The 21,522-nt window shown below is 76.0% G+C and carries 23 protein-coding genes; 20 read left to right on the top strand and 3 right to left on the bottom strand.

What is annotated here, in order from left to right; all coding sequences use genetic code 11:
- Window positions 1-18: 18 nt before the first annotated feature.
- The 5 genes from Q1A09_RS18415 to Q1A09_RS18395 are packed head-to-tail and all read left to right on the top strand — an operon-like array spanning window position 19 to window position 4,861.
- Window positions 19-807: a 1-acyl-sn-glycerol-3-phosphate acyltransferase gene (locus tag Q1A09_RS18415; RefSeq protein WP_299958289.1), complete on the top strand. Its 789-nt coding sequence runs from the start codon at window positions 19-21 to the stop codon at window positions 805-807.
- Window positions 804-1,799, top strand: a complete 996-nt coding sequence (locus tag Q1A09_RS18410; protein WP_299958286.1) for an NAD(P)H-dependent glycerol-3-phosphate dehydrogenase — start codon at window positions 804-806, stop codon at window positions 1,797-1,799. The genes Q1A09_RS18415 and Q1A09_RS18410 overlap by 4 nt, the downstream gene beginning before the upstream one ends.
- A 46-nt stretch (window positions 1,800-1,845) precedes the next feature.
- Window positions 1,846-3,006 (top strand): cystathionine gamma-lyase, encoded by a 1,161-nt coding sequence (locus tag Q1A09_RS18405; RefSeq protein WP_299958283.1) that lies wholly within the window; start codon window positions 1,846-1,848, stop codon window positions 3,004-3,006.
- 11 nt (window positions 3,007-3,017) lie between these two features.
- Complete coding sequence (locus tag Q1A09_RS18400) at window positions 3,018-4,208, top strand: D-alanine--D-alanine ligase family protein (RefSeq protein ID WP_299958280.1); 1,191 nt, start codon at window positions 3,018-3,020, stop codon at window positions 4,206-4,208.
- A complete protein-coding gene (locus tag Q1A09_RS18395) occupies window positions 4,205-4,861 on the top strand; it encodes a hypothetical protein (RefSeq protein WP_299958277.1) in 657 nt (218 codons plus the stop codon). Before Q1A09_RS18400 ends, Q1A09_RS18395 begins: the two co-directional genes overlap by 4 nt.
- Before the next feature lie 94 nt (window positions 4,862-4,955).
- Here the strand turns inward: Q1A09_RS18395 and Q1A09_RS18390 are convergent, their stop codons facing one another.
- The gene (locus Q1A09_RS18390; protein WP_299958274.1) at window positions 4,956-5,492 is read right to left on the bottom strand and encodes a DUF3515 family protein; all 537 of its coding nucleotides are present in this window, start codon (window positions 5,490-5,492) and stop codon (window positions 4,956-4,958) included.
- A gap of 85 nt (window positions 5,493-5,577) precedes the next feature.
- The gene (locus tag Q1A09_RS18385; protein ID WP_299958271.1) at window positions 5,578-5,811 is read right to left on the bottom strand and encodes an Lrp/AsnC ligand binding domain-containing protein; all 234 of its coding nucleotides are present in this window, start codon (window positions 5,809-5,811) and stop codon (window positions 5,578-5,580) included.
- A 122-nt stretch (window positions 5,812-5,933) separates the two neighbouring features.
- Here Q1A09_RS18385 and Q1A09_RS18380 point away from each other — a divergent pair, with 122 nt between their 5' ends.
- The 3 genes from Q1A09_RS18380 to Q1A09_RS18370 are packed head-to-tail and all read left to right on the top strand — an operon-like array spanning window position 5,934 to window position 8,108.
- Window positions 5,934-6,974 (top strand): thiamine-phosphate kinase, encoded by a 1,041-nt coding sequence (locus Q1A09_RS18380; protein WP_299958268.1) that lies wholly within the window; start codon window positions 5,934-5,936, stop codon window positions 6,972-6,974.
- Window positions 6,958-7,491, top strand: coding sequence for a GNAT family N-acetyltransferase (locus Q1A09_RS18375; protein ID WP_299958265.1), 534 nt, complete (start codon window positions 6,958-6,960; stop codon window positions 7,489-7,491). The genes Q1A09_RS18380 and Q1A09_RS18375 overlap by 17 nt, the downstream gene beginning before the upstream one ends.
- Entirely contained in the window at window positions 7,479-8,108 is a 630-nt protein-coding gene (locus tag Q1A09_RS18370) for an AAA family ATPase (RefSeq protein ID WP_299958262.1), read from the top strand. Before Q1A09_RS18375 ends, Q1A09_RS18370 begins: the two co-directional genes overlap by 13 nt.
- Window positions 8,109-8,243: 135 nt before the next feature.
- On the opposite strand, the gene rpmB is transcribed toward Q1A09_RS18370, so the two are convergent.
- Entirely contained in the window at window positions 8,244-8,435 is a 192-nt protein-coding gene (gene rpmB / locus Q1A09_RS18365; protein WP_222193880.1) for a 50S ribosomal protein L28, read from the bottom strand.
- Between the two features lie 228 nt (window positions 8,436-8,663).
- Here rpmB and Q1A09_RS18360 point away from each other — a divergent pair, with 228 nt between their 5' ends.
- The 12 genes from Q1A09_RS18360 (at window position 8,664) to smc (ending at window position 21,516) form a co-directional block, all read left to right on the top strand.
- The gene (locus Q1A09_RS18360; RefSeq protein WP_299958256.1) at window positions 8,664-10,334 is read left to right on the top strand and encodes a DAK2 domain-containing protein; all 1,671 of its coding nucleotides are present in this window, start codon (window positions 8,664-8,666) and stop codon (window positions 10,332-10,334) included.
- On the top strand, window positions 10,334-12,535 hold the full coding sequence (gene recG / locus Q1A09_RS18355) for an ATP-dependent DNA helicase RecG (protein ID WP_299958253.1): 2,202 nt from the start codon (window positions 10,334-10,336) through the stop codon (window positions 12,533-12,535). Before Q1A09_RS18360 ends, recG begins: the two co-directional genes overlap by 1 nt.
- Window positions 12,536-12,668: 133 nt before the next feature.
- Complete coding sequence (rsmD, locus tag Q1A09_RS18350) at window positions 12,669-13,223, top strand: 16S rRNA (guanine(966)-N(2))-methyltransferase RsmD (protein ID WP_299958250.1); 555 nt, start codon at window positions 12,669-12,671, stop codon at window positions 13,221-13,223.
- Window positions 13,220-13,705: a pantetheine-phosphate adenylyltransferase gene (coaD, locus tag Q1A09_RS18345; protein WP_299958248.1), complete on the top strand. Its 486-nt coding sequence runs from the start codon at window positions 13,220-13,222 to the stop codon at window positions 13,703-13,705. Before rsmD ends, coaD begins: the two co-directional genes overlap by 4 nt.
- Window positions 13,702-14,391: a hypothetical protein gene (locus Q1A09_RS18340; RefSeq protein WP_299958245.1), complete on the top strand. Its 690-nt coding sequence runs from the start codon at window positions 13,702-13,704 to the stop codon at window positions 14,389-14,391. The genes coaD and Q1A09_RS18340 overlap by 4 nt, the downstream gene beginning before the upstream one ends.
- Window positions 14,392-14,609: 218 nt before the next feature.
- Complete coding sequence (locus Q1A09_RS18335; protein WP_299958242.1) at window positions 14,610-15,290, top strand: DUF177 domain-containing protein; 681 nt, start codon at window positions 14,610-14,612, stop codon at window positions 15,288-15,290.
- 2 nt (window positions 15,291-15,292) lie between these two features.
- The gene (gene rpmF, locus Q1A09_RS18330; RefSeq protein WP_299958236.1) at window positions 15,293-15,472 is read left to right on the top strand and encodes a 50S ribosomal protein L32; all 180 of its coding nucleotides are present in this window, start codon (window positions 15,293-15,295) and stop codon (window positions 15,470-15,472) included.
- A gap of 137 nt (window positions 15,473-15,609) precedes the next feature.
- Window positions 15,610-16,302 (top strand): ribonuclease III, encoded by a 693-nt coding sequence (gene rnc, locus Q1A09_RS18325; RefSeq protein WP_366139807.1) that lies wholly within the window; start codon window positions 15,610-15,612, stop codon window positions 16,300-16,302.
- A 3-nt stretch (window positions 16,303-16,305) separates the two neighbouring features.
- Window positions 16,306-17,184 (top strand): bifunctional DNA-formamidopyrimidine glycosylase/DNA-(apurinic or apyrimidinic site) lyase, encoded by an 879-nt coding sequence (mutM, locus tag Q1A09_RS18320; RefSeq protein WP_299958229.1) that lies wholly within the window; start codon window positions 16,306-16,308, stop codon window positions 17,182-17,184.
- Window positions 17,181-17,456 (top strand): acylphosphatase, encoded by a 276-nt coding sequence (locus Q1A09_RS18315; protein WP_299958226.1) that lies wholly within the window; start codon window positions 17,181-17,183, stop codon window positions 17,454-17,456. Before mutM ends, Q1A09_RS18315 begins: the two co-directional genes overlap by 4 nt.
- 148 nt (window positions 17,457-17,604) lie before the next feature.
- The gene (locus Q1A09_RS18310) at window positions 17,605-17,796 is read left to right on the top strand and encodes a hypothetical protein (protein WP_299958223.1); all 192 of its coding nucleotides are present in this window, start codon (window positions 17,605-17,607) and stop codon (window positions 17,794-17,796) included.
- A 153-nt stretch (window positions 17,797-17,949) separates the two neighbouring features.
- Entirely contained in the window at window positions 17,950-21,516 is a 3,567-nt protein-coding gene (gene smc / locus Q1A09_RS18305; RefSeq protein ID WP_299958221.1) for a chromosome segregation protein SMC, read from the top strand.
- Window positions 21,517-21,522 lie beyond the last annotated feature (6 nt).

Here is a 21,522-nt window from a genome sequence, read left to right as displayed (position 1 = left end):
AGAGGGAAGGGGTGTCCGGTGTCCCAGGTCGAGCAGGCGCGCCCGCCCCGGTGGCGCACCCGGCGACCGGTGCCGCCCGCGCTCGGGCTGTGCGTCGCCGTGGTCTACCCGGTGGCCTCGCTGGTCTTCCGGCTGCGCTACCGGCACGCCGACCGCATCCCGCCCACCGGCGGCGTGCTGCTGGTCGCCAACCACGTCTCGGTGCTCGACCCGCTGGCCTGCGCCCGGCTGGTCTGGGACAGCGGCCGGGTGCCGCACTTCCTGGCCAAGGACACCGTCTTCGCCGGTCTCGCCGGCACGATCCTGCGCGCGGCGGGCCAGATCCCGGTCTCCCGCGGGTCGAGCGCGGCCAGCTCCTCGGTGCACGCCGCGAAGGCCGCGCTGGACGCCGGGGACGTCGTGGTCATCTACCCGGAGGGCTCGGTGACCCGCGACCCGGACTGGTGGCCGATGCAGGCCCGCTCCGGGGTCGCCCGGCTGGCCCTGACCACCGACGCGCTGGTGCTGCCGGTCGCCCAGTGGGGCCCGCAGCGGGTGCACGACTACCACACCAAGCGGCTGCACCTGCGGCTGCGGGCCCCCGTCGACCACCTGGTCGGCGAGCCGATCGACCTGTCCGAGCAGCGCGCCCGGGTGCGGGCCGGCGCGCCGCTGTCCGGCGAACTTCTCCGTGAGGTGACCGACCTGTTGATGACCCGGGTGCGCGACCAGCTCGGCGAGCTGCGCGGTGAACGGCCGCCGGCGCAGTTCCACCCCCGCCCGGCCGGCCGGGCGCTGCCCGGCGACCTCCCCGGGAACGCCGCGTGACCCGCGCCGCCGTGCTCGGGGCCGGTTCCTGGGGCACGACCTTCGCCAAGGTGCTGGCCGACGCCGGGTGCGCGGTCACCCTGCACGCCCGCCGTCCGGAGCTGGTCGCGGCGATCACCGCGAGCCGGGAGAACGCCGACTACCTGCCCGGCGTGCGGCTGCCCGACGCGGTGCGCGCCACCGGCGACCCCGCCGAGGCACTGGACGGCGCGGACGTCGTCGTGCTGGCCGTGCCCAGCCAGACGCTGCGCGCCAACCTGGCCGACTGGGCTCCGCTGCTGCCCGCCGACGCCTCGCTGCTCTCGCTGATGAAGGGCGTGGAGCTGGGGACGACGAAGCGGATGAGCGAGGTCATCTGCGAGGTGACCGGCGCCGGTCCCGACCGGGTCGCCGCGCTCTCCGGTCCGAACCTGGCCCGGGAGATCGCCGAGGAGCAGCCCTCGGCCACCGTCATCGCCTGCGCCGACACCGCCCGGGCCGCGGCCCTGCAGGCGGCCTGCCACACCCGGTACTTCCGCCCGTACACCAACCCCGACCTGGTCGGCTGCGAGCTCGGCGGCGCGGTCAAGAACGTCATCGCGCTGGCCTGCGGGGTCGCGGCGGGTCTGGGCTACGGCGACAACACCCGGGCCTCGCTGATCACCCGCGGCCTGGCCGAGACCGCCCGGTTGGGCATGGCGCTGGGCGCCGACGCCGCCACCTTCGCCGGGCTGGCGGGGCTCGGCGACCTGGTGGCCACCTGCTCGTCCCCGCTGTCCCGCAACCGCACCTTCGGTGAGCACCTCGGCCAGGGCATGTCGGTGGCCGAGGTCGAGCAGATCACCCGGCAGACCGCCGAGGGGGTCAAGAGCTGCCGCTCGGTGCTCGACCTGGCCCGCGCGCACGGGGTCGACGTGCCGATCACCGAGGCCGTCGTCCGGGTCTGCCACGAGGGGGAGTCGGCCGGCCAGATGGTGCGGGAGATGATGTCCCGCGAGGCCAAGCCCGAGTGACGCACGCGTGCCCCGGGCCGCCGGTACCGAGCCCGAGGAGGACCCCGTGAGCACCGCTGACCCGACCGCCCCGCTGGGTGACGGCACCCGCCTGGCCCACGCCGGCGACGAGCCGGTCGTCCCGGGCACCCCGCTGCGGCCTTCCCCGGTGTTCGCCGCGCCGTACCACCTGGGCGACCAGCCCCCGGGCGCCGGCGGCGCCGACGCCTACGCCCGGCCGGACAACCCGACCCTGCGGGTCTTCGAGCGGGCGGTCGGCGACCTGGACGGCGGCGACTGCCTCTCCTTCGCCACCGGCATGGCCGCGATCAGCTCCGCCGTCCTGGCCGTCGTCCGGCCCGGGGACCGGGTGGTGCTGCCGGCCGACGGCTACTACGCCAGCCGGGTGCTCGGCCGCGACGAGCTAGAGCGCCTCGGCGTCCAGGTCGAGCTGGTGCCCACCCTGGAGATCGAGGCCGTCGCCGCCCGCGGCGACCTGGCCGGCGCCCGGCTGGTGATGCTGGAGACGCCGAGCAACCCGCAGTTGGACGTCTGCGACATCGCCGCGGTCGCCGAGGCCACCCGGGCCGCCGGGGCGGTGCTGGTCGTGGACAACACCACCGCCACCCCCATCGGCCAGCGCCCGCTGTCCCTGGGCGCCGACGTGGTCGTCGCCGCCGACACCAAGGCGCTCACCGGGCACAGCGACGTCCTGCTCGGGCACGTCAGCACCGCCCGCACCGAGGCCGGCCGCGACCTGCACACCCGGATCGCCGCCTGGCGCAAGACCACCGGCAACCCACCCGGCCCCTTCGAGGCGTGGCTGGCCCACCGGTCGATGTCCACCCTCGACCTGCGGCTGGCCCGGCAGGCGGCCAACGCCGCCGCGGTCGCCGAGCTGCTGGCGAGCTCGCCGGCGGTGCGCAACGTGCGCTGGCCGTGGCGGGCCGGCGACCCGTCGTACGCGCTGGCGAGCAAGCAGATGCTGCGCCCCAACGGGGTGGTCTCGGCCGAGCTCGCCGACGCCGACGCGGTCCTGCAGCTGATCCGCTCCACCCGGTTCTTCCTGGCCGCGACCAGCTTCGGTGGCGTGCACACCACCGTCGACCGGCGGGCGCAGTGGGGCGGGGACGCCGTCCCCGCCGGGTTCGTGCGCTTCTCCTGCGGCATCGAGGACACCGCCGACCTGGTGGCCGACCTCGGCTCGGCGCTCGAGACGCTCGGCTAGGGTCCACGGCGATGACCGGCAAGCCGCGCAGGACCAGGGTCGCTGTCGTCTTCGGCGGACGGAGCGCGGAACACGCGATCTCGTGCGTCTCGGCCGGGAGCGTGCTCGCCGCCCTCGACCCCGACCGCTACGAGGTGGTGCCGGTCGGCATCACCCGCGACGGGGGCTGGGTGCTGCACGACGGCGCCGCACTGGCCATCGAGGGCGGCCGGCTGCCCGAGGTCACCACCGGCACCGCGGTCTCCCTGGTGGGCGACCCGGCCGGCCGGGGGCTGGCGGTGCTCGACGCCGGGCAGGCGATGGGCCGGCTGACCGAGGTGGACGTCGTCTTCCCCGTGCTGCACGGCGCCTACGGCGAGGACGGCACGATCCAGGGCCTGCTGGAGATGTCCGGGCTGCCCTACGTCGGCTCCGGGGTGTTCGCCAGCGCCGCGTCGATGGACAAGGAGTTCACCAAGAAGCTGCTCACCGCCGCCGGCATCCCGCAGGGCGACCACGTCGTCCTCCGCGACGCCGGTGGCGCGGTCTGCGCCGATCCCGACCTGCTGGACGAGGCGGCCCGGGAGCGGCTGGGCCTGCCCGTGTTCGTCAAGCCGTCGCGCGCCGGGTCCAGCATCGGCATCACCAAGGTCACCGACTGGGCACAGTTCCCCGAGGCCGTCGCCACCGCCGTCGCGGTCGACCCGAAGGTGCTCGTGGAGGCCTGCGTGCCCGGCCGGGAGATCGAGTGCGGCGTCCTCGCCCGCACCGACGACGGCCGCCCGGACACCAGCCTGCCGGCGGAGATCCGGCTGCGGCCGGGCACCGACTGGTACGACTTCGACGCCAAGTACCTCGAGGACGCCGTCGAGTTCGACGTCCCCGCGCAGCTCACTCCCGAGCAGACGGCGGCGGTGCAGGAGATGTCCCGCCGGGCCTACTTCGCGCTGGACTGCCAGGGCCTGGCCCGGGTCGACTTCTTCCTCACCACCGACCCGGAGACCGGCGCCGACCGCTGGGTGGTCAACGAGGTCAACACCATGCCCGGCTTCACACCCATCTCGATGTTCCCCCGGATGTGGGCGGCGGCCGGGGTCAGCTACCCGGAGCTGGTCGACCGGCTGGTCGCCAGTGCGCTGCACGCTGCCGGCCAGGGCCAGGGCCAGGGCCAGGGCCAGGGCCAGGGCCAGGGCCAGGGCCAGGCGGGGCCGGACGGCGGGTGACCCGCCGCGGCCGGCTGCCGGGGGGAGCGGCGGCGCTGCTGGTCCTGCTCGCGCCGGCCTGCACCGGGTGCAGCTCGCCGGAGCCCGAGCCGGTGGTGTCGACGGCGGCAGCCGATCCCGTGCCCACCAGCGCCGCCGGGCTCGAGGAGCTGCTGGTCGACCAGGTTCCCTCCGGGCTGCCGCGGGTGCCCGACGACGAGCTCGACCCGCCGGCCGGGGAGAAGACCGTCGATGACGTCGCCCGGTACGGCACGGACGCCGAGCGCCAGCAGGAGGTGCTCACCGACTACGGCTACACCCGTGGCTGGGAGCGGTTCTGGCGCACCGGGGACGCGCTGACCAGCGTCTTCCTGGACCAGTTCGCCGACGCCGGGGGGGCGGGGTCCTACGCCGAGGACCTGGCCCGCAACGACGCGGAGTACTACGGCGGTGAGCTGGACCGCGTGCCCGAGGGCCTGCCCTCCGGTTGCGTCGAGATGGTCCGCGAGGAGCCGTCCGTCGAGCGTGGACTGACCGGCCCGGCGGTGTTCGCCTGGTGCACCTCCGGCCCGTTCACCGTCTCCGTCGCCGCAGTGGCAGCCACCGAGGCCGACGCACGGGCCGAGGTGGCCGCCGTCGTCGCCGCCCAGCTGGACCGGCTGCCGAGCACCTGAGAGAGGGCCCCGTGCCCCTGGCCTCCGTGCCCCTGGCCTCCGTGCAGGGCCCCGCCGGGAGCTCGCGAGTGGTGGGGGGCGCGGGGGTCCTTCCTCAGTCGGTGGGTGGCGCCGGCGTGGGCGCCACGTAGGGGATCGAGGTGCCGATGAGGGAGCTGAGCACTGTCGGCACGGCGCTGTCGGCGGACGACGGCACGGTCACCTGCACCGGCACGTTGCGGTCGACCGTCGTCCAGACGTAGACGTCGGGGTCGGTGGTGTCGATGAACCACTGAACGCCGTTCACCTCGATCGCCTGCGGGCCGCCGACGACGAAGCCGGCCGGCGGGTCGACCCCGCAGACCAACACCGCCGGCGGGTCGCCCCAGGCGTAGGCGAACAGGCTGTCGGAGTCGACCAGCCGGGAGGTCTCCCCGGCCACCTCCAGGGGCAGCTGCGCCATCAGCACCGGGCAGGCCAGCTCCGCGGCCGGGGTGACCTCCGGGGTGTCCACCTCGACCGGCGGCAGGTCGCCGCGCGGTGCGGAGGGTGCGCCGCCGATGTCGGCGACCTGGTCTGCGCCCTCGGCGTCGTCGTCCCGGCCCAGCACGTTGGCCAGCAGGAGCAGGACCACGACCAGCGGCACCAGCACCGCGGTCGTGATCAGGGCTGCGCGCCGCAGCGGGTCCGCCGGTGGTGAGCCGGTCGGCTGGTCGGGGGGTGCGGTGCTCAGCGGCTCAGATGTTGACGACGGGGCAGGTCAGCGTGCGGGTGATGCCGTCGACCGACTGCACCCGCGCCACGACGAGCCGGCCGAGCTCGTCGACGCTGTTGGCCTCGGCCCGCACGATCACGTCGTAGGGGCCGGTGACGTCCTCGGCCCTGGTCACGCCGGCGATCTCGCTGATGCTCGCGGCGACCGCGGCTGCCTTGCCGACTTCGGTCTGGATCAGGATGTAGGCGTGGACCACGGGTTGACCTTCCTCGGGCAGTGCCTCGACGCCGACGGCCGCGTCGGCGACGGCGGGGGGTGCGACCGGCCTGCCGTACGGCGGACCGACCGGCAACGTACCCCAGCGGCACGGAGCTGCTCGTGACTCGGGCGCGGCCGCCGCTGCCCCCGGCAGGCCCCGACGACAGCGTCGCGGCGGTCGGTGAGTTCGGTGTCATCACCCGGGTGGTCGCCCGCTCGGGCTCCGCCGCGCTGGCGGAGGTGGGCCCCGGCGACGACGCCGCGGTGGTCCGCACGCCGGACGGCCGGGTGGTGGCCTGCACCGACGTCCTGGTCGAGGGGCGGCACTTCCGCCGGAACTGGTCCTCGGCCGAGGACGTCGGGCACAAGGCCGCTGCCGCCAACCTCGCCGACATCGCCGCGATGGGCGCGGTGCCCACCGCGCTGCTCGTCGGGCTGGCCTGCCCGGCGGACACCCCGGTGACCTGGCTGGAGGGCGTCGCCACCGGCATGGCCGAGGAGTGCGCCCCGTTCGGGGCGGCCGTGGTCGGCGGGGACACCTCGGCGAGCGCCCCCGACTCCGCCGCCGTGGTGCTGTCGGTGACCGCGCTGGGCGACCTGGGTGGGCGGGCACCGGTGACCCGCGGCGGTGCCCGGCCCGGGGACGTCGTCGCGGTCGCCGGCCGGCTGGGCTGGTCGGCCTGCGGGCTGGCCGTGCTGCGCCGCGGGTTCACCGCGCCGGCCGCCGCCGTCGCCGCGCATCGCCGGCCCACGCCGCCCTATGCGGCCGGCCCGCAGGCCGCTGACGCCGGGGCGACCGCCATGTGCGACACCAGCGACGGCCTGCTGGCCGACGTCGGCCACCTGGCCGCCGACAGCGGCGTCCTGGTCGACCTGGACCGCGGTGCGCTGGGACGGGGGTTCGTCGACACCACCGGCCCGCTGACCCAGGTCGCCGCCGCCCTGGGCGGTGACCCGATGGCGTGGGTGCTCACCGGGGGCGAGGACCACGCCCTGGTGGCGACCTTCCCACCGGGTGCGCAGCTGCCGACGGGATGGACGACGATCGGCGTCGTGCGCGAGATCGACGACGAGGGACCGGGGGTGCGGGTGGACGGGGTGCCGGCCGCGCAGGTGGCAGCGGACCTGGGGGAGGGCACCGGGCATGTCCACTTCGGCTGAGCCGGCGCCGGCCGTCCTGCGCCCGGTCGGGTACGCCGACCCGGTGGCCCAGCACCTGATCGAGGCGGTGCAGCAGGAGTACGTGGTGCGCTACGGCGGCCGGGACGCCGCGGTCGTCGACCCGGCCGAGTTCTCCCCGCCGCAGGGGCTGTTCCTGGTCGCCGAGGTCGACGGGGTGCCGGCCGGCTGCGGCGGCTGGCGGGTGCACGAGCGGCGGGCCGAGGGCAGTGCGGTCGAGCTGAAGCGGATGTACGTCGAGCCGGCCTTCCGCCGCCGGGGCCTGGCCGCCCTGCTGCTGACCGAGCTGGAGCGCACGGCCGCGGCCGCCGGCCATCGGCAGCTGCTGCTCAACTCCGGCGACCGGCAGCCCGAGGCGCTGGCGCTCTACGAGCGGGCGGGGTACGTACCGGTGCCCGGGTACGGGATCTACGCGGACTCTCCCGAGGCGGTCTTCCTCGGCAAGGAGCTGGTGGACGGGGAACCGTCCGAGGGGCAGGAGGACGCATGGGCGTCGTGACCGTCTCGGCGTCCTTCGGTGCGGGCGGGGCCGAGATCGCCCCGGCGGTGGCCGCGCGGCTGGGGCTGCCGTTCCACGACCGGGTCATCCCGGCCCAGGTCGCCGGGCGGCTGGGGGTGCCGGTCGCCGAGGCGGAGGCCAACGACGAGACCGTCACCCGCGGGCTGTGGCGGCTGGTCACCTCGCTGGGCACCATGCCCGACCCGGTGGGCGGGGTGCTGCCCACCTCGACGCTGCCCGACGAGCGGGCCTACCGCGACCAGACCGAGCGGGTGCTCGACGAGATCGCCGCCGGACCCGGGGGAGTGGTGCTGGGCCGGGCCGCGGCGATGGTGCTGCGCGACCGGCCCGACGTGCTGCACGTGCGGCTGGACGCCGCCCCCGACCGGCGACTGGCCGCGGCCGTGGCGCACCGGGGCGAGCCGGTGGAGGAGGTGCGCCGGGAGCGGGACGCCGCCGACCGGGCCCGGGTGGCCTACGTGCGGCACTTCTACCGGTGCGACCCGGCCGAGGCCCGGCACTACCACCTGGTGGTCGACTCGACGGTGCTGCCGCACGACACGGTGGTCGACCTGGTGGTCACCGCCGCCCGCGCGCGGGGGATCGGCGGGTCCTGAGCGCTCCGACGCTGGTCAGGGGCACCCGGTCGCCGGGCCCGGGCACACGAAAGACCCCGGTGGTCGGGTGACCGCCGGGGTCTTCGGGTCCCGCCGGAGCGGGGGTGGTGCGTCAGCGCGGGAGGCGCCGGAGCGTCAGCCCCGGGCGACCTTGCCCGCGCGGATGCAGGAGGTGCAGGCGTTGATGCGCTGCCGGCCACCGCCGGTCAGGGCCGCTCGCACGGACTGGATGTTCGGGTTCCAACGGCGCGGCGTACGGCGGTGCGAGTGGGACACCGACATGCCGAAACCGGGGCCCTTGCCACACACGTCGCACACGGCAGCCACGGTCGATCACTCCCAGAGAATTGGTCCAGCTGAAGTCAGGGCGCGGGGCTCGGCGGGCGACCGGGGGACTCGAAGACCCCAGGACATGGCCCAGCCAGGCACACGCTGGGCATCACTGTAACCCGTCGCCGGACCGGCTGTCGGACCGCCCCGGTCCTCGGGGTCCCGGTTGCCTCGTCGGCCGGTGGGATCGGCGTCCTGTCGGGAGCCCCCGGTACCGTCCCGCACGTGCTGGAGGCGCTGGACGACGCCGCGGTCGGGCGATGGAGCCGGGCCGTCGTGGCTGCGCTGACCACCGCCCGTGGCCGGCTCGACGAGCTCAACGTCTTCCCGGTGCCCGACGGCGACACCGGGATCAACCTGCTGATGACCGCGCAGGCCGGTGACGAGGCCCTGCGCGGGGCCGCCGCCCCGGACGAGCCGGCGTGGGTCCTGCTCGCCCGGGGCGCGGTGCTCGGCGCCCGGGGCAACTCCGGGGCGATCCTGGCCCAGCTGCTGAGCGGCCTGGCCGACGGCGTCGCCGCGGCGGCGGACGGGCGGGCGGTGGACGGCCCGGTGCTGGCCGCGGCCATGACCAGTGCGTCCCGGACGGCCTACACCGCGGTCGCCGACCCGGAGGAGGGGACGTTCCTCACCGTCGCGCGGGCCGGTGCCGAGGCGGCCGCCGCTGCGGTCTCCGACGGCCGGGCGGCCCTGGCCGACGTCGTCCGGGCCGCCGCCGACGGGGCGGTCACCGCGTTGCACGCCACCACCGGGCAGCTGGACGCGCTGCGCGACGCCGGCGTGGTGGACGCCGGCGGCGCGGGCTGGTGCGTGGTGCTCGACGCGCTGGTGGGCACGGTCACCGGCGTCGTCCCGGTCCGCCCACCGCTGCGCTCCCGGACGTCGCGGCCGCAGCGGTCCCCGCTCCCGCCGCCGGCCGCACCGCCGGCCGGCCCGGGCAGCGAGGTGCAGTTCCTGCTCGCCGGCTCCGACGACGCGGCCGTCGCCGGCCTGCGGGCGCGGCTGGCCGAGCTCGGTGACTGCCTGGTCGTGGTCGGGGTCGACACCCCGGCAGGCCGGGAGTGGAACGTCCACGTCCACGTGCACGACGTCGGTGCGGCCATCGAGGCCGGCATCGAGGCGGGCCGGCCGCACCGGATCTCGGTCACCCCGCTGGCGCCGGTGCGGTCGCCGGCCGCCGTCCCCGGGATGCGGGCGGTCGTGGCGCTGGCCTGCTCGACGGGGCTGGCCGACCTCTTCGCCGAGGAGGGGGTCACCGTGCTCACCGTCGCGGCCGACCAGGTCGACGAGGACGTCGTGCTGCAGACGGTGCTGGCGACCGGCGCCGAGCAGGTCGTGCTGCTGCCCAACCACACCGACGTCACCGCGGTGGCCACCCGGGCCGCCGACCGGGCGCGGGAGGCCGGGCGCGACGTGGTCGTCGTCCCGACCCGCTCGGCCGTGCAGGGCATGGCCGCCCTCGCCGTCGCCGACCCGGCCCGGCGCTTCGGGGACGACGTCATCGCGATGGCCGAGGCCGCCGCCGCCACCCGCTGGGCCGAGGTCACCGTCGCCGAGCAGGAGGCGCTCACCTCGGCCGGCCGGTGCCGCCCCGGCGACGTGCTGGGCAGCGCGGAGGGCGACGTCGTGGTCATCGGCGCCGACCTGGCCGCCGTCGCCCGCGACCTGCTCGACCGGCTGCTGTCCGCCGGTGGCGAGATGGCCACCGTGGTGGTGGGGGACGATGCGCCGGAGGTGGTGGGGGATGCTGCGCCGGAGGTGGTGGGGGGTGCTGCGCCGGACCTGGCCCTCGGGGACGCCGTCTGCGCCCACCTGGCCGCGGTGCACCCCACGGTCGAGGTGGTCCGCTACGCCGGTGGCGCCGGGGCGGTCCCGCTGCTGATCGGGGTGGAGTGATGGCGATCTCCATGGACACCCCGCTGACCCGGGTGCTGGGCCCGAAGACGGCGAAGGTGATGGCCGAGCAGCTCGCGCTGCACACGGTGCGCGACCTGCTGCGGCACTACCCACGGCGCTACGCCCAGCGGGGGGAGATGACCCGGCTCGACGGCCTGGAGGTTGGCGACCGGGTCACCGTCCTCGCCCAGGTCAAGAACGTGAGCACCCGGCGCATGCAGCAGCGCCGCGGCACGCTCACCGAGGTCACCGTGGGCGACGGCGCGGGCAGCATGCGGCTGGTCTTCTTCAACAACCGCCACGCCCACCTCGACGTCGGCGAGTGGGGGCTGTTCGCCGGCACGGTGGGGCTGTGGCGGGGTGAGAAGCAGTTCACCCATCCCGACTGCCACATCATCACCGGGGGCGACGACGACTGGGCCCGCGCCCTGGTGCCGCTCTACCCGGCCAGCAAGGACGTCTCCAGCTGGGTGATCCAGAAGTCGGTCAAGCTGCTGCTGGACGACCCGCGCTCGCTGGAGCAGATGCTCGACGACCCGCTCCCGGCACCGGTCCGTGAGCGTCACGGCCTGGTCGACCTGCCCACCGCGCTGCGGTACAAGCACCGGCCGGAGAGCCAGGAGCAGGTCGACGAGGCCGACGAGCGGCTCAAGTGGGACGAGGCGCTCGTGCTGCAGGCCACGCTGGCCGCCCGCCGGCGGGCCGCGGCGCTGGAGCCCGGGATCGCCCGCCCGCGGAGCAGCGGCGGACTGCTGGACGCCGTCGACGCCGCTCTCCCGTTCTCCCTGACCGACGGCCAGCGCGAGGTCGGCGAGGAGTTGGCCGCCGAGCTGGCCCGCGAGCAGCCGATGAACCGGCTGCTGCAGGGCGAGGTGGGCTCGGGCAAGACGGTGGTCGCGCTGCGGGCGATGGCCCAGGTCGTCGACGCCGGCGGGCAGGCCGCACTGCTCGCGCCGACCGAGGTGCTCGCCGCCCAGCACGCCCGCAGCCTGGCGGGGATCCTGGGCCCGCTCGGCCGGGCCGGTGAGCTGGACGGCGACCCGGCGGGCACCCGGGTGGTGCTGCTCACCGGATCGCAGAAGGCCGCCGTCCGGCGGGAGGCCCGGGCCGCGGTCGCCGACGGCAGCGCCGGCATCGTCGTGGGCACCCACGCGCTGCTGCAGGAGGGCGTGGAGTTCGCCGACCTGGGGCTGGTGGTCGTCGACGAGCAGCACCGGTTCGGCGTCGAGCAGCGGGACGCGCTGCGCGCCAAGGGCAACCGCCCCCCGCACGTGCTGGTGATGACCGCCACCCCCATCCCGCGCACCGTGGCGATGACCGTCTACGGCGACCTGGAGACCTCCACGCTGCGCCAGCTGCCGGCCGGCCGCGGCGGGGTCTCCAGCTCGGTCGTGCCGGCGGGGGAGAAGCCCGCCTGGCTGGACCGCGCCTGGGCCCGGGTCCGCGAGGAGGTCGCGGCCGGCCGGCAGGCCTACGTCGTCTGCCCACGGATCGGCGACCTCGAGGACGGCAGCAGCAAGGCCGACGAGGGCCCGGACGGCGAGGACGGCGCGCCCCCGGAGGAGAAGGGCGCCGGCAGCGACCGGCGCCCACCGCTGGCCGTGCTGGACGTCGCCGAGGCGCTGCGCGCCGGTCCGCTGTCGGCGCTGCGGGTCGAGGTGCTGCACGGCCGGATGCCGCCGGAGGAGAAGGAGGCCCGGATGCGGGCCTTCGCCGCCGCCGAGGTCGACGTGCTGGTCGCCACCACCGTCGTCGAGGTCGGCGTCGACGTGCCCAACGCCACCGTCATGGTGGTGATGGACGCCGACCGGTTCGGCGTCAGCCAGCTGCACCAGCTGCGCGGCCGGGTGGCCCGCGGCAGGCACCCGGGCCTGTGCCTCCTGGTCAGCGAGGTGTCCAGCAGCTCGGCCACCGGGCAGCGGCTGGCGTCGGTGGCGGCCACCACCGACGGCTTCCAGCTGGCCCGGCTGGACCTGGAGACCCGCCGGGAGGGCGACGTGCTGGGCGCCGCGCAGTCCGGGCGGCGGTCCGGGGTGCGACTGCTGTCCCTGCTGGACGACGAGCAGCTGATCGCCGAGGCCCGGGTGGAGGCCACCGCGCTGGTCGAGCACGGCCGCGGGCTGGCCGACCACCCGGAGCTGGCCGCGGCGGTGGCCGCGATGAGCCTGGACGAGCGCGCCGACTACCTGGAGAAAGCCTGACGGACCCCCGGCCCTGTCCCTGTCCCTGTCCCGAGGCTCGCCCCGAGCCGGCGAGGGGTGCGGAGAACGGGGTCCCACTCACGGTGGGCCCCTGCAGGGGACCGGTCCCGAGGTCCGGTACGAGGATGACCCCATGACCAGGGTGATCGCGGGTGTGGCCGGTGGGCGGCGGCTGAAGGTGCCGCGGGCCGGCGTGCGGCCCACCGGGGACCGGGCCCGCGAGGGGCTGTTCAACTCCCTGGGGTCCCTGCTGGACCTCGAGGGCGCCCGGGTGCTCGACCTCTACGCCGGCTCCGGCGCGCTCGGGCTGGAGGCGCTGAGCCGCGGTGCGGCCGAGGCGGTCTTCGTCGAGCTGGGCGCCGGCGTGCTGCCGGTGCTGCGCAGCAACATCGAGACCGTCGGCCTGCCCGGCGCCCGCGTCGTGCAGGGCAGCGTGCCGGCCGTGGTCGCCGGGGCGGCGCCGGCGGCCTTCGACCTGGTGCTGGCCGACCCGCCCTACGCCGTCCCGGTCGACGAGGTGCTCACCGTGCTGACCTCGCTGGTCCAGGGCGGGTGGCTGGTCCCGGACGCGGTCGTCGTGGTGGAGCGGTCGAGCCGGGAGGCCCCCTTCGAGTGGCCGACACCCCTCGTCGGGCTGCGCGATCGGCGCTACGGGGAGGCGGTGCTCCGGTACGGTCGCTCATCGTGAGGCGAGCGGTCTGTCCCGGTTCGTTCGACCCGGTCACCAACGGCCATGTCGACGTGATCCGGCGTGCCGCCGCGCTCTACGACGAGCTGGTCGTGGCGGTGCTGGTCAACCCCGGCAAGGCCGGCCTGTTCGACGTCGACGAGCGGATGGCCCTGCTCCGGGAGGCGGTCGTCGAGCTGCCCAACGTCACCGTCGACCGCTTCGAGGGCCTGCTGGTCGACTACTGCCGCAGCCAGGACATCCCGGTGATCGTCAAGGGCCTGCGTGCGGTCGGCGACTTCGAGTACGAGCTGCAGATGGCGCAGATGAACCGCGAGCTGGCGTCGGTCGAGACGCTCTTCGTGCCGACCGCGCCGCAGGTCGGTCACCTCTCCTCCAGTCTGGTCAAGCAGATCGCCCGCTTCGGCGGTGACGTCTCCTCCCTGGTGCCCAAGGCGGTCAACGACCGGCTGGTCGCCCAGTCGAAGGGCAGGCAGCCATGACCGAGGTGGTCTACCGGCTCTACGAGACCGTCGACGAGCTGACCACGGTCATCGAGAACGCGCGCAGCGTCCCGATGTCCAGCTCCTGCATGGTGCCGCGCGACCACCTGCTCGACCTGCTGGACGACCTGCGGGAGAACCTCCCCGACGAGGTGCAGCAGGCCGGCGCGATCGTCGTCCAGCGCACCGAGATCCTGCAGCAGGCCCAGGCCGAGGCCGAGCGGCTGACCGGGCGGACCCGCAGCGAGAGCGAGCAGGTGGTCGCCACCGCCCGCCGCCAGCGGGAGGAGCTGATCGGCACCGCCCGCCGGCAGCGCGACGAGATCGTCACCGAGGCGCAGGCCCAGGCCGACGACCTGATCGCCGAGGCGGAGGCCGAGGCCGAGGAGCTGCTGGCCGAGGCCCGGCGGTTGCGCGACCAGCTGATCGCCGACGGGCAGGCCCAGCGCGAGGAGATCGTCGCCGCGGCCCAGGCCGAGCACGAGCGGCTGCTGACCGAGACCGAGGTCTACCGCACCGCGGTCGCCCGGGCCGACGAGCTCGGTGCCCAGACCGCGGCCGAGGTGGCCCGGATGCGGGCGGAGGTCGACGACTACGTCGACAGCCGGCTCGCCGACTTCGGGAACACGCTCGCGCACATGACGCGTTCGGTCGAGAAGGCACGAACGAACCTGCGGACGCCGTGACGGGGCACTGCCGCCCCTGACCCACCGGAGCCCGTGACCGGGAGGACCCGGCCGCGGGCCCGTGGACGCCGTGACCGGGCAGCCGCCCTCCTGACGCCGGACAGAGCCGGTGGGGGATCGGGTAGGCTGGCCGTCTGTCCGGCTGCTGCCGTTCCGTGTGCCCTCCGCGCGCGGGTCTCCGCGCCGGCGAACCCACCACCGAGACGACGAGTACTGACATGCCTGCTGCCTCTCCGCGTTCCCGAGGCGCCGCGTCCACCGAGGACCGGCGTCCCGTTCGCGACGCCCGGGATCCCGACGCGACGGCCGCCTCCGAGAAGTCGCCCGCACAGAAGGCGGCGGAGAAGGCCTGGAAGGTCGAGCTCCGCGAGCTGGGCCGCCGGGCCGGCTCGATGACCGAGTGGGACAAGACGCTGCCTGCCCTGCCCGGCTGGGGCGTGGAGATGATCGGCGTCCCGGAGGGCGCACCGGTCGGGCTGCACCTGCGGCTGGAGTCGGTCATGGAGGGCGTGCTGGTCTCCGGCCAGGTCGAGGCCCCCGTCACCGGCCAGTGCGCCCGCTGCCTCGAGCCGGTCGAGGACACCCTCACCCTCGACGTCCAGGAGCTGTACGCCTACGCCGGCAGCACCACCGAGGCCACCAGTGGCGAGGACGAGGTGCGGCGAATCGACGGCGAGCTGCTCGACCTGGCGCCCCTGGTCCGTGACACCGTCGTCCTCACCCTCCCGCTGTCGCCGACCTGCACGCCGGACTGCTCCGGCCTGTGCGTCGACTGCGGCGAGCGGCTGGACGACCTCCCGCCCGACCACACGCACGAGGTGGTCGACCCACGGTGGGCCGGGCTCGCTGCCCGGTTCACCGCGACCACCGACAGCACCACCGACCCAGAGGAGAACTGATCATGGCGGTCCCGAAGCGGCGCCTCTCGCGCGCCAACACCCACTCCCGCCGTTCGCAGTGGAAGGCCACCGCGCCGACCCTCGCGCCGTGCCCGAACCCGGCCTGCCGCGAGCTCAAGCCGCCGCACATCGCCTGCGGCCACTGCGGCCAGCACGACGGCCGTCAGGTCCTCCCGGTCTGATCCGGTAGCGCGACGTGGCGCAGTCGACCAGCGCACCGGCGCCCTCGGTCGCGGGCTCCCTCCACGGGGAGCCCGCGGCCGAGGGCGCCGGCCGTCGTTCGTCCGGGGACGGTCACCTCGAGCAGGCCGCCCGCTGGCTGTCCGACGCCCTCGGCGTCGAGCTGCCGCCCGACCTGCTCCGGCTGGCGCTGACCCACCGGTCCTACGCCTACGAGAACGGTGGGCTGCCCACCAACGAGCGCCTGGAGTTCCTCGGCGACTCGGTGCTCGGCCTGGTGGTGACCGACGAGCTCTACCGCAGTCACCCCGACCTGCCCGAGGGGCAGCTGGCCAAGCTGCGTGCCTCGGTGGTCAACATGACCTCGCTGGCCCGGGTCTCCCGCTCCCTGGGGGACGGCGGCATCGGCCCGCACCTGCTGCTCGGCCGGGGCGAGCAGTCCACCGGCGGGCGGGGGAAGGACTCGATCCTGGCCGACGCGCTCGAGGCGCTGATCGGCGCCGTCCACCTCGGGCGGGGTCTGGACACCGCCTCGGCGATCGTGCACCGGCTGTTCGACCCGCTGCTGGCCGAGTCGGCCACCCGCGGCGCGGGCCTGGACTGGAAGACCAGCCTCCAGGAGCTGGGCGCCGCCCAGGGGCTGGGCGCACCCGTCTACGTCGTCGAGGACGACGGCCCCGACCACGCCAAGACGTTCACCGCTGCCGTGCTGATGGCCGGCGTGGTCCGCGGATCGGGGGCGGGCCGGACCAAGAAGGCCGCCGAGCAGGAGGCGGCCGAGGCGGCCTGGCGTTCGCTCTCCGCGGCCGACGGCGGACCTGCGGGGAGCTGACCGGTGCCGGAGCTGCCCGAGGTCGAGGTCGTCCGCCGCGGCCTGGACCGCTGGGTCACCGGCCGGCCCATCCGTGCGGTGGAGGTGCACCACCCGCGCGCCGTCCGCCGTCACCTGGAGGGCGCCGACCACTTCGTCGCGGCGCTGACCGGCCGCACGCTCACCGCCGCCCACCGGCGGGGCAAGTACCTCTGGCTGCCGATGGCCGAGCCGGACGGCACCCCGTCGGGGCGTGCGCTCGTCGCCCACCTGGGGATGAGCGGGCAGCTGCTGGTGGAGAAGCCGGAGGAGCCCGACGAGGTGCACCTGCGGGCCCGGTTCCGGTTCACCGACCGGGGGCGCGAGCTGCGCTTCGTCGACCAGCGCACGTTCGGTGGCCTGGCGGTCGAGGACGCCCCCGACGACGGCCTGCCCAGCCGCCTGGCACACATCGCCACCGACCCGCTGGACCACGACTTCGACGTCGACACCTTCAGCGCGGCGCTCCGCCGCCGGCGCACCGAGGTGAAGCGGGCGCTGCTGGACCAGACCCTGATCGGCGGGGTGGGCAACATCTACGCCGACGAGTCGCTGTGGCGGGCCCGGCTGCACGGCGCCCGGCCGACCGACAAGCTCACCCGGGCTCAGGTGGCCGACCTCCTGGAGGGCGTGCGCGACGTGCTCACCGAGAGCCTGGAGCAGGGCGGCACCTCCTTCGACTCCCTGTACGTCGACGTGAACGGGCAGAGCGGCTACTTCTCCCGCCACCTCGCCGTCTACGGCCAGGAGGACCGGCCCTGCCCCCGGTGCGGGACGGCGATCGTGCGCGAGCAGTTCATGAACCGCTCCAGCTACAGCTGCCCGCACTGCCAGCCCCGGCCCCGCGTGCGGTCGAGCCGGTGAGCGCCCCGCTGCGGGTCCTTGCGCTGGTCGAGGGCACCGTGCAGGGCGTGGGCTACCGGTGGTTCGTGCGGCAGGCGGCGACGGCCCGCGGACTGACGGGGTCGGCCACGAACCTCCCCGACGGCCGGGTCGAGGTCGTGCTCGAGGGGCCGGCGGACGACGTCCGCGCGGTGCTCGCCGAGCTCTCCGGCCCCAGCGCGCCGGGCGCGGTGCGCGCGGTGGAGCACCGCGAGGACGAGGTGCAGGCGGTGCGCGGCTTCACCGTGGGGTGACGAAGGCGACATCCACCCGACACGGTGAGGGGTCCGTGGTGCCGTTGACCGCGGTGGACACCGGTGTCACCCTGAGGTCACCAGCCCGCGCAGACCGCCTCCGGCGGTGCGACGGGACCTCCACCTGCTGTCGAAAGGCCGCTGAGCCATGGCCAAGGCCCTGTTCGGTTCCGTCGTCGCTCCGCACGAGCTGCGAGTGGCCGAGGAGAACGCCGCCCTGCGAGCCCGGGTCCGCCGTCTCGAGTCGGAGCTCGCCGCCCTCCGCGAGGAGCGGGACGCGGCGATCGCCCGCGAGCTGCTCACGATGGCCCACGAGTCGCCGGCGCCCGTCCTCGCCTGACGGCCCCGTCCAGAGGCTCGTCCCGAGCCTGCGAGGGATGAGGGGGACGGGGTCCTTCTGCTCGCCCCCCCCACGACTCGCTCCGCTCGCCGCGGGGCCCTGCGAGGGGGCCGACAGGCCGGTTCTGTCAGCGCTCGTAGCTAGGGTCGTTGCGTGCACCTGTCCAGCCTGACGCTCAAGGGCTTCAAGTCCTTCGCGTCCCCGACGACGCTGCGGCTGGAGCCGGGCATCACCGCCGTCGTCGGCCCCAACGGCTCGGGCAAGTCCAACGTCGTCGACGCGATCGCCTGGGTGCTCGGCGAGCAGGGCGCCAAGAGCCTGCGCGGCGGCAAGATGGAGGACGTCATCTTCGCCGGCACCGCCGGCCGGGCAGCGCTGGGCCGGGCCGAGGTGACGCTCACCATCGACAACGCCGACGGCGCCCTGCCGATCGACTACACCGAGGTCTCGATCACCCGCCGGATGTACCGCTCCGGTGAGAGCGAGTACGAGATCAACGGCGACAAGGTGCGCCTGCTCGACGTCCAGGAGCTGCTCAGCGACTCCGGCATCGGCCGGGAGATGCACGTCATCGTCGGGCAGGGCCAGCTCGACGCCGTGCTGTCCGGCCGCCCGGAGGACCGCCGCGCCTTCGTGGAGGAGGCCGCCGGGGTGCTCAAGCACCGCAAGCGCAAGGAGAAGGCGCTCCGCAAGCTCGACGCGATGCAGGCCAACCTCGACCGGCTGGCCGACCTGACCGCGGAGCTGCGCCGCCAGCTCAAGCCGCTGGGCAAGCAGGCCGAGGTGGCCCGCCGGGCCGCCGGCGTGCAGGCCGACCTGCGCGACGCCCGGCTGCGGTTGCTCGCCGACGACCTGGTGCAGCTGCGCGACGCGCTCGACAAGGACGTCGCCGACGAGACCGCCGCCCGCGCCCGGCGCGCCACGGTGGAGGAGGCGCTCGGTGCGGCCTCCCGCCAGGAGTCGGCGCTGGAGCGGCAGCTGGCCGCCGACGCGCCGGTGCTCGCCGCCGCCCAGGACAGCTGGTTCCGGCTGTCCACGCTGGCGGAGCGGTTCCGCAGCGTCGGGCAGCTGGCCGCCGAGCGGCACCGGCACCTGGCCGCGGCTCCGGTGGCCGGCCCGGCCGGGCGCGACCCCGACCAGCTGGACGCCGAGGCAGACCGGGTCGACACCACCGAGCGGGAGATCGCCGCGGCGCTGGAGGCCGAGCGGGCCCGGCTGGGCGGCGCGGTCGGCGTGCGCACCGAGGTGGAGGAGGCGCTCGCCGCGGCGGAGCGGGAACTGGTCGCCGCGGCCCGGGCGCTGGCCGACCGCCGGGAGCAGCTGGCCCGCCTCTCCGGTCAGGTGGCGGCGGGTCGCTCGCGGGCTGCTGCCGGCGAAGCGGAGATCGACCGGCTGGCCACGGCGGCCACGGAGGCGGGGGAGCGCGCCGCCGTCGCCGAGGAGCGACTGGCCGCCCGCCGCGACGAGCTGAGCGAGGACGCCGGCGACGACTCCGACCTGGCTGCGGCGCACGCCGCGGCGGTCGCGGCGCACGCCGAGGCGGTGCGGGCGGTCACCGAGCTGACCGCCGCCGAGCGCGCGGCCGAGCGGGACCGGGCCGGCTGGCAGGCCCGCCGGGACGCGCTCGCCCTCGGGCTCGCCCCGGCCGACGGTGCGGCGGCCGTGCTGACGGCCGCCCTCCCCGGGGTGCTCGGCCCGGTGACCGACCGGGTCACCGTGCACCCCGGCGCCGAGGTGGCGCTGGCCGCGGCGCTGGGCGGGATGGCCGAGGCGCTCGTCGTCGCCGGGGTCGCGGAGGCCGCCGGCGTGCTGGCCCACCTGGCCGAGACGCAGGGCGGCCGGGCCGGGCTGCTGGTGACCGGCGGGCTGCCGCCGGTGCCCCGGGACGGCTGGCCGGAGCTGCCGCCGGGTGCCCGGTGGGCGCTCGACCTGCTCGACGCACCCGCCGAGCTCGGGCCCGCGCTGGCCCGGGCGCTGGAGCGGGTGGCGGTCGTCGCCGACCTGCCGGCGGCGGTCGAGCTGGTGCGCACCCATCCACGGGTGCGGGCGGTCACCGAGGCCGGTGACCTGCTCGGTGCCGACTGGTCGGTCGGTGGCCAGGCGAACGCGCCCTCCGGTCTGGAGGTGCGCGCCCGGGTCGACGAGGCAGGCGCCGAGCTCGACCGCGCGGCGAGCACGGCGGCCCGGCTGGCCGACGAGCTGGCCCGGGCCCGCGAGGTCGCCACCGCCCGCTCCGCCGACGTCGACACCGCGCTCACCGCGCGGCAGGCCGGGGACCGGGCGCGGTCGGCCGCCGCCGCCGAACTGGCCGAGCTGGGCGCCGCCGCGCGTTCGGCGGTGGCCGAGGCCGAGCGGCTCGACGCGGCGCGGGTGCGGGCGGAGCAGGCCCGGGACGCCGCCGTCGCCGGGCTGGTCGAGCTGGAGGAACGGCTGGCCGCCGCGGAGGCCGCACCGGTCGAGGAGGAGCCCTCCACCGAGGCGCGGGACCGGCTGCGCGCGGAGGCGGCCGCGGCCCGGCAGGCCGAGACCGAGGCGCGGCTGGCGGTGCGCACCGCCGAGGAGCGCGCCCGGTCGCTGGCCGGTCGCGCCGAGTCGCTGCGCCGGCAGGCACGCCAGGAACGCGCGGCCCGCGAGCGCGCGGCGGCGGCCCGGCTGGCCCGCGAGCGCGGCGCCCGGGTGGCCGCGGGCGTGCGCAGCGGCGCCGAGGAGGCGCTCACCCACCTGGCCACCTCGCTGGCCCGGGCCGCTGCCGAGCGGGACGCCCTGGCCGAGGCGCGAACCGCCCGGGAGGCCGAGCTGCTCGTCGTCAGGGCCCGGGTGCGGGAGCACACCGCGGAGCTGGACCGGCTCACCGACGAGGTGCACCGGGACGAGGTGGCGCGGGCGGAGCAGCGGCTGCGGATCGAGGCGCTCGAGGCGCGCGCCGCCGAGGAGTACGGCGTCGACCTGCCCACCCTGCTGGCCGAGTACGGGCCGGCGGCGCCGGTGCCACCGACCCAGGCCGAGGTGGCCGCGGCCGAGGCGGCGGGGGAGCCCGAGCCCGAGCCGGTGCCCTACGACCGGGCCGCCCAGGAGCGCCGGGCCGCCCGCGCGGAACGGGACCTCGGCGCGCTGGGCAAGGTGAACCCGCTGGCGCTGGAGGAGTTCGCGGCCCTGGAAGAGCGGCACACCTTCCTGGCCACCCAGCTGGAGGACCTGAAGAACACCCGCCGGGACCTGCTCACCGTCGTCCGCGAGGTCGACGCCCGCATCCACGAGGTGTTCGCCGAGGCCTTCGCCGACACCCAGCGCGAGTTCGAGACGGTCTTCGCCACCCTGTTCCCGGGTGGCGAGGGTCGCATCTTCCTCACCGACCCCGAGGACCTGCTCACCACCGGCGTGGAGATCGAGGCGCGGCCACCGGGCAAGAAGGTCAAGCGGCTGTCGCTGCTGTCCGGCGGCGAACGCTCGCTCACCGCGGTCGCGCTGCTGGTGGCCATCTTCCGGGCCCGGCCCTCGCCGTTCTACGTGCTCGACGAGGTCGAGGCCGCGCTGGACGACGTGAACCTCGGCCGGCTGCTCACCCTCGTCGAGCAGCTCCGCGACACCTCGCAGCTCATCGTGATCACCCACCAGAAGCGCACGATGGAGATCGCCGACGCCCTCTACGGGGTGAGCATGCGCGGCGACGGCATCACCGGGGTCATCAGCCAGCGGCTCCGTGAGGCCCAGCCGGCCTGACCGGCG

The sequence above is a fragment of the uncultured Modestobacter sp. genome, assembly GCF_947486615.1.
In the GTDB taxonomy this organism is placed as follows: Bacteria; Actinomycetota; Actinomycetes; order Mycobacteriales; family Geodermatophilaceae; genus Modestobacter.
This window is presented reverse-complemented; position numbering and strand designations above follow the sequence as displayed.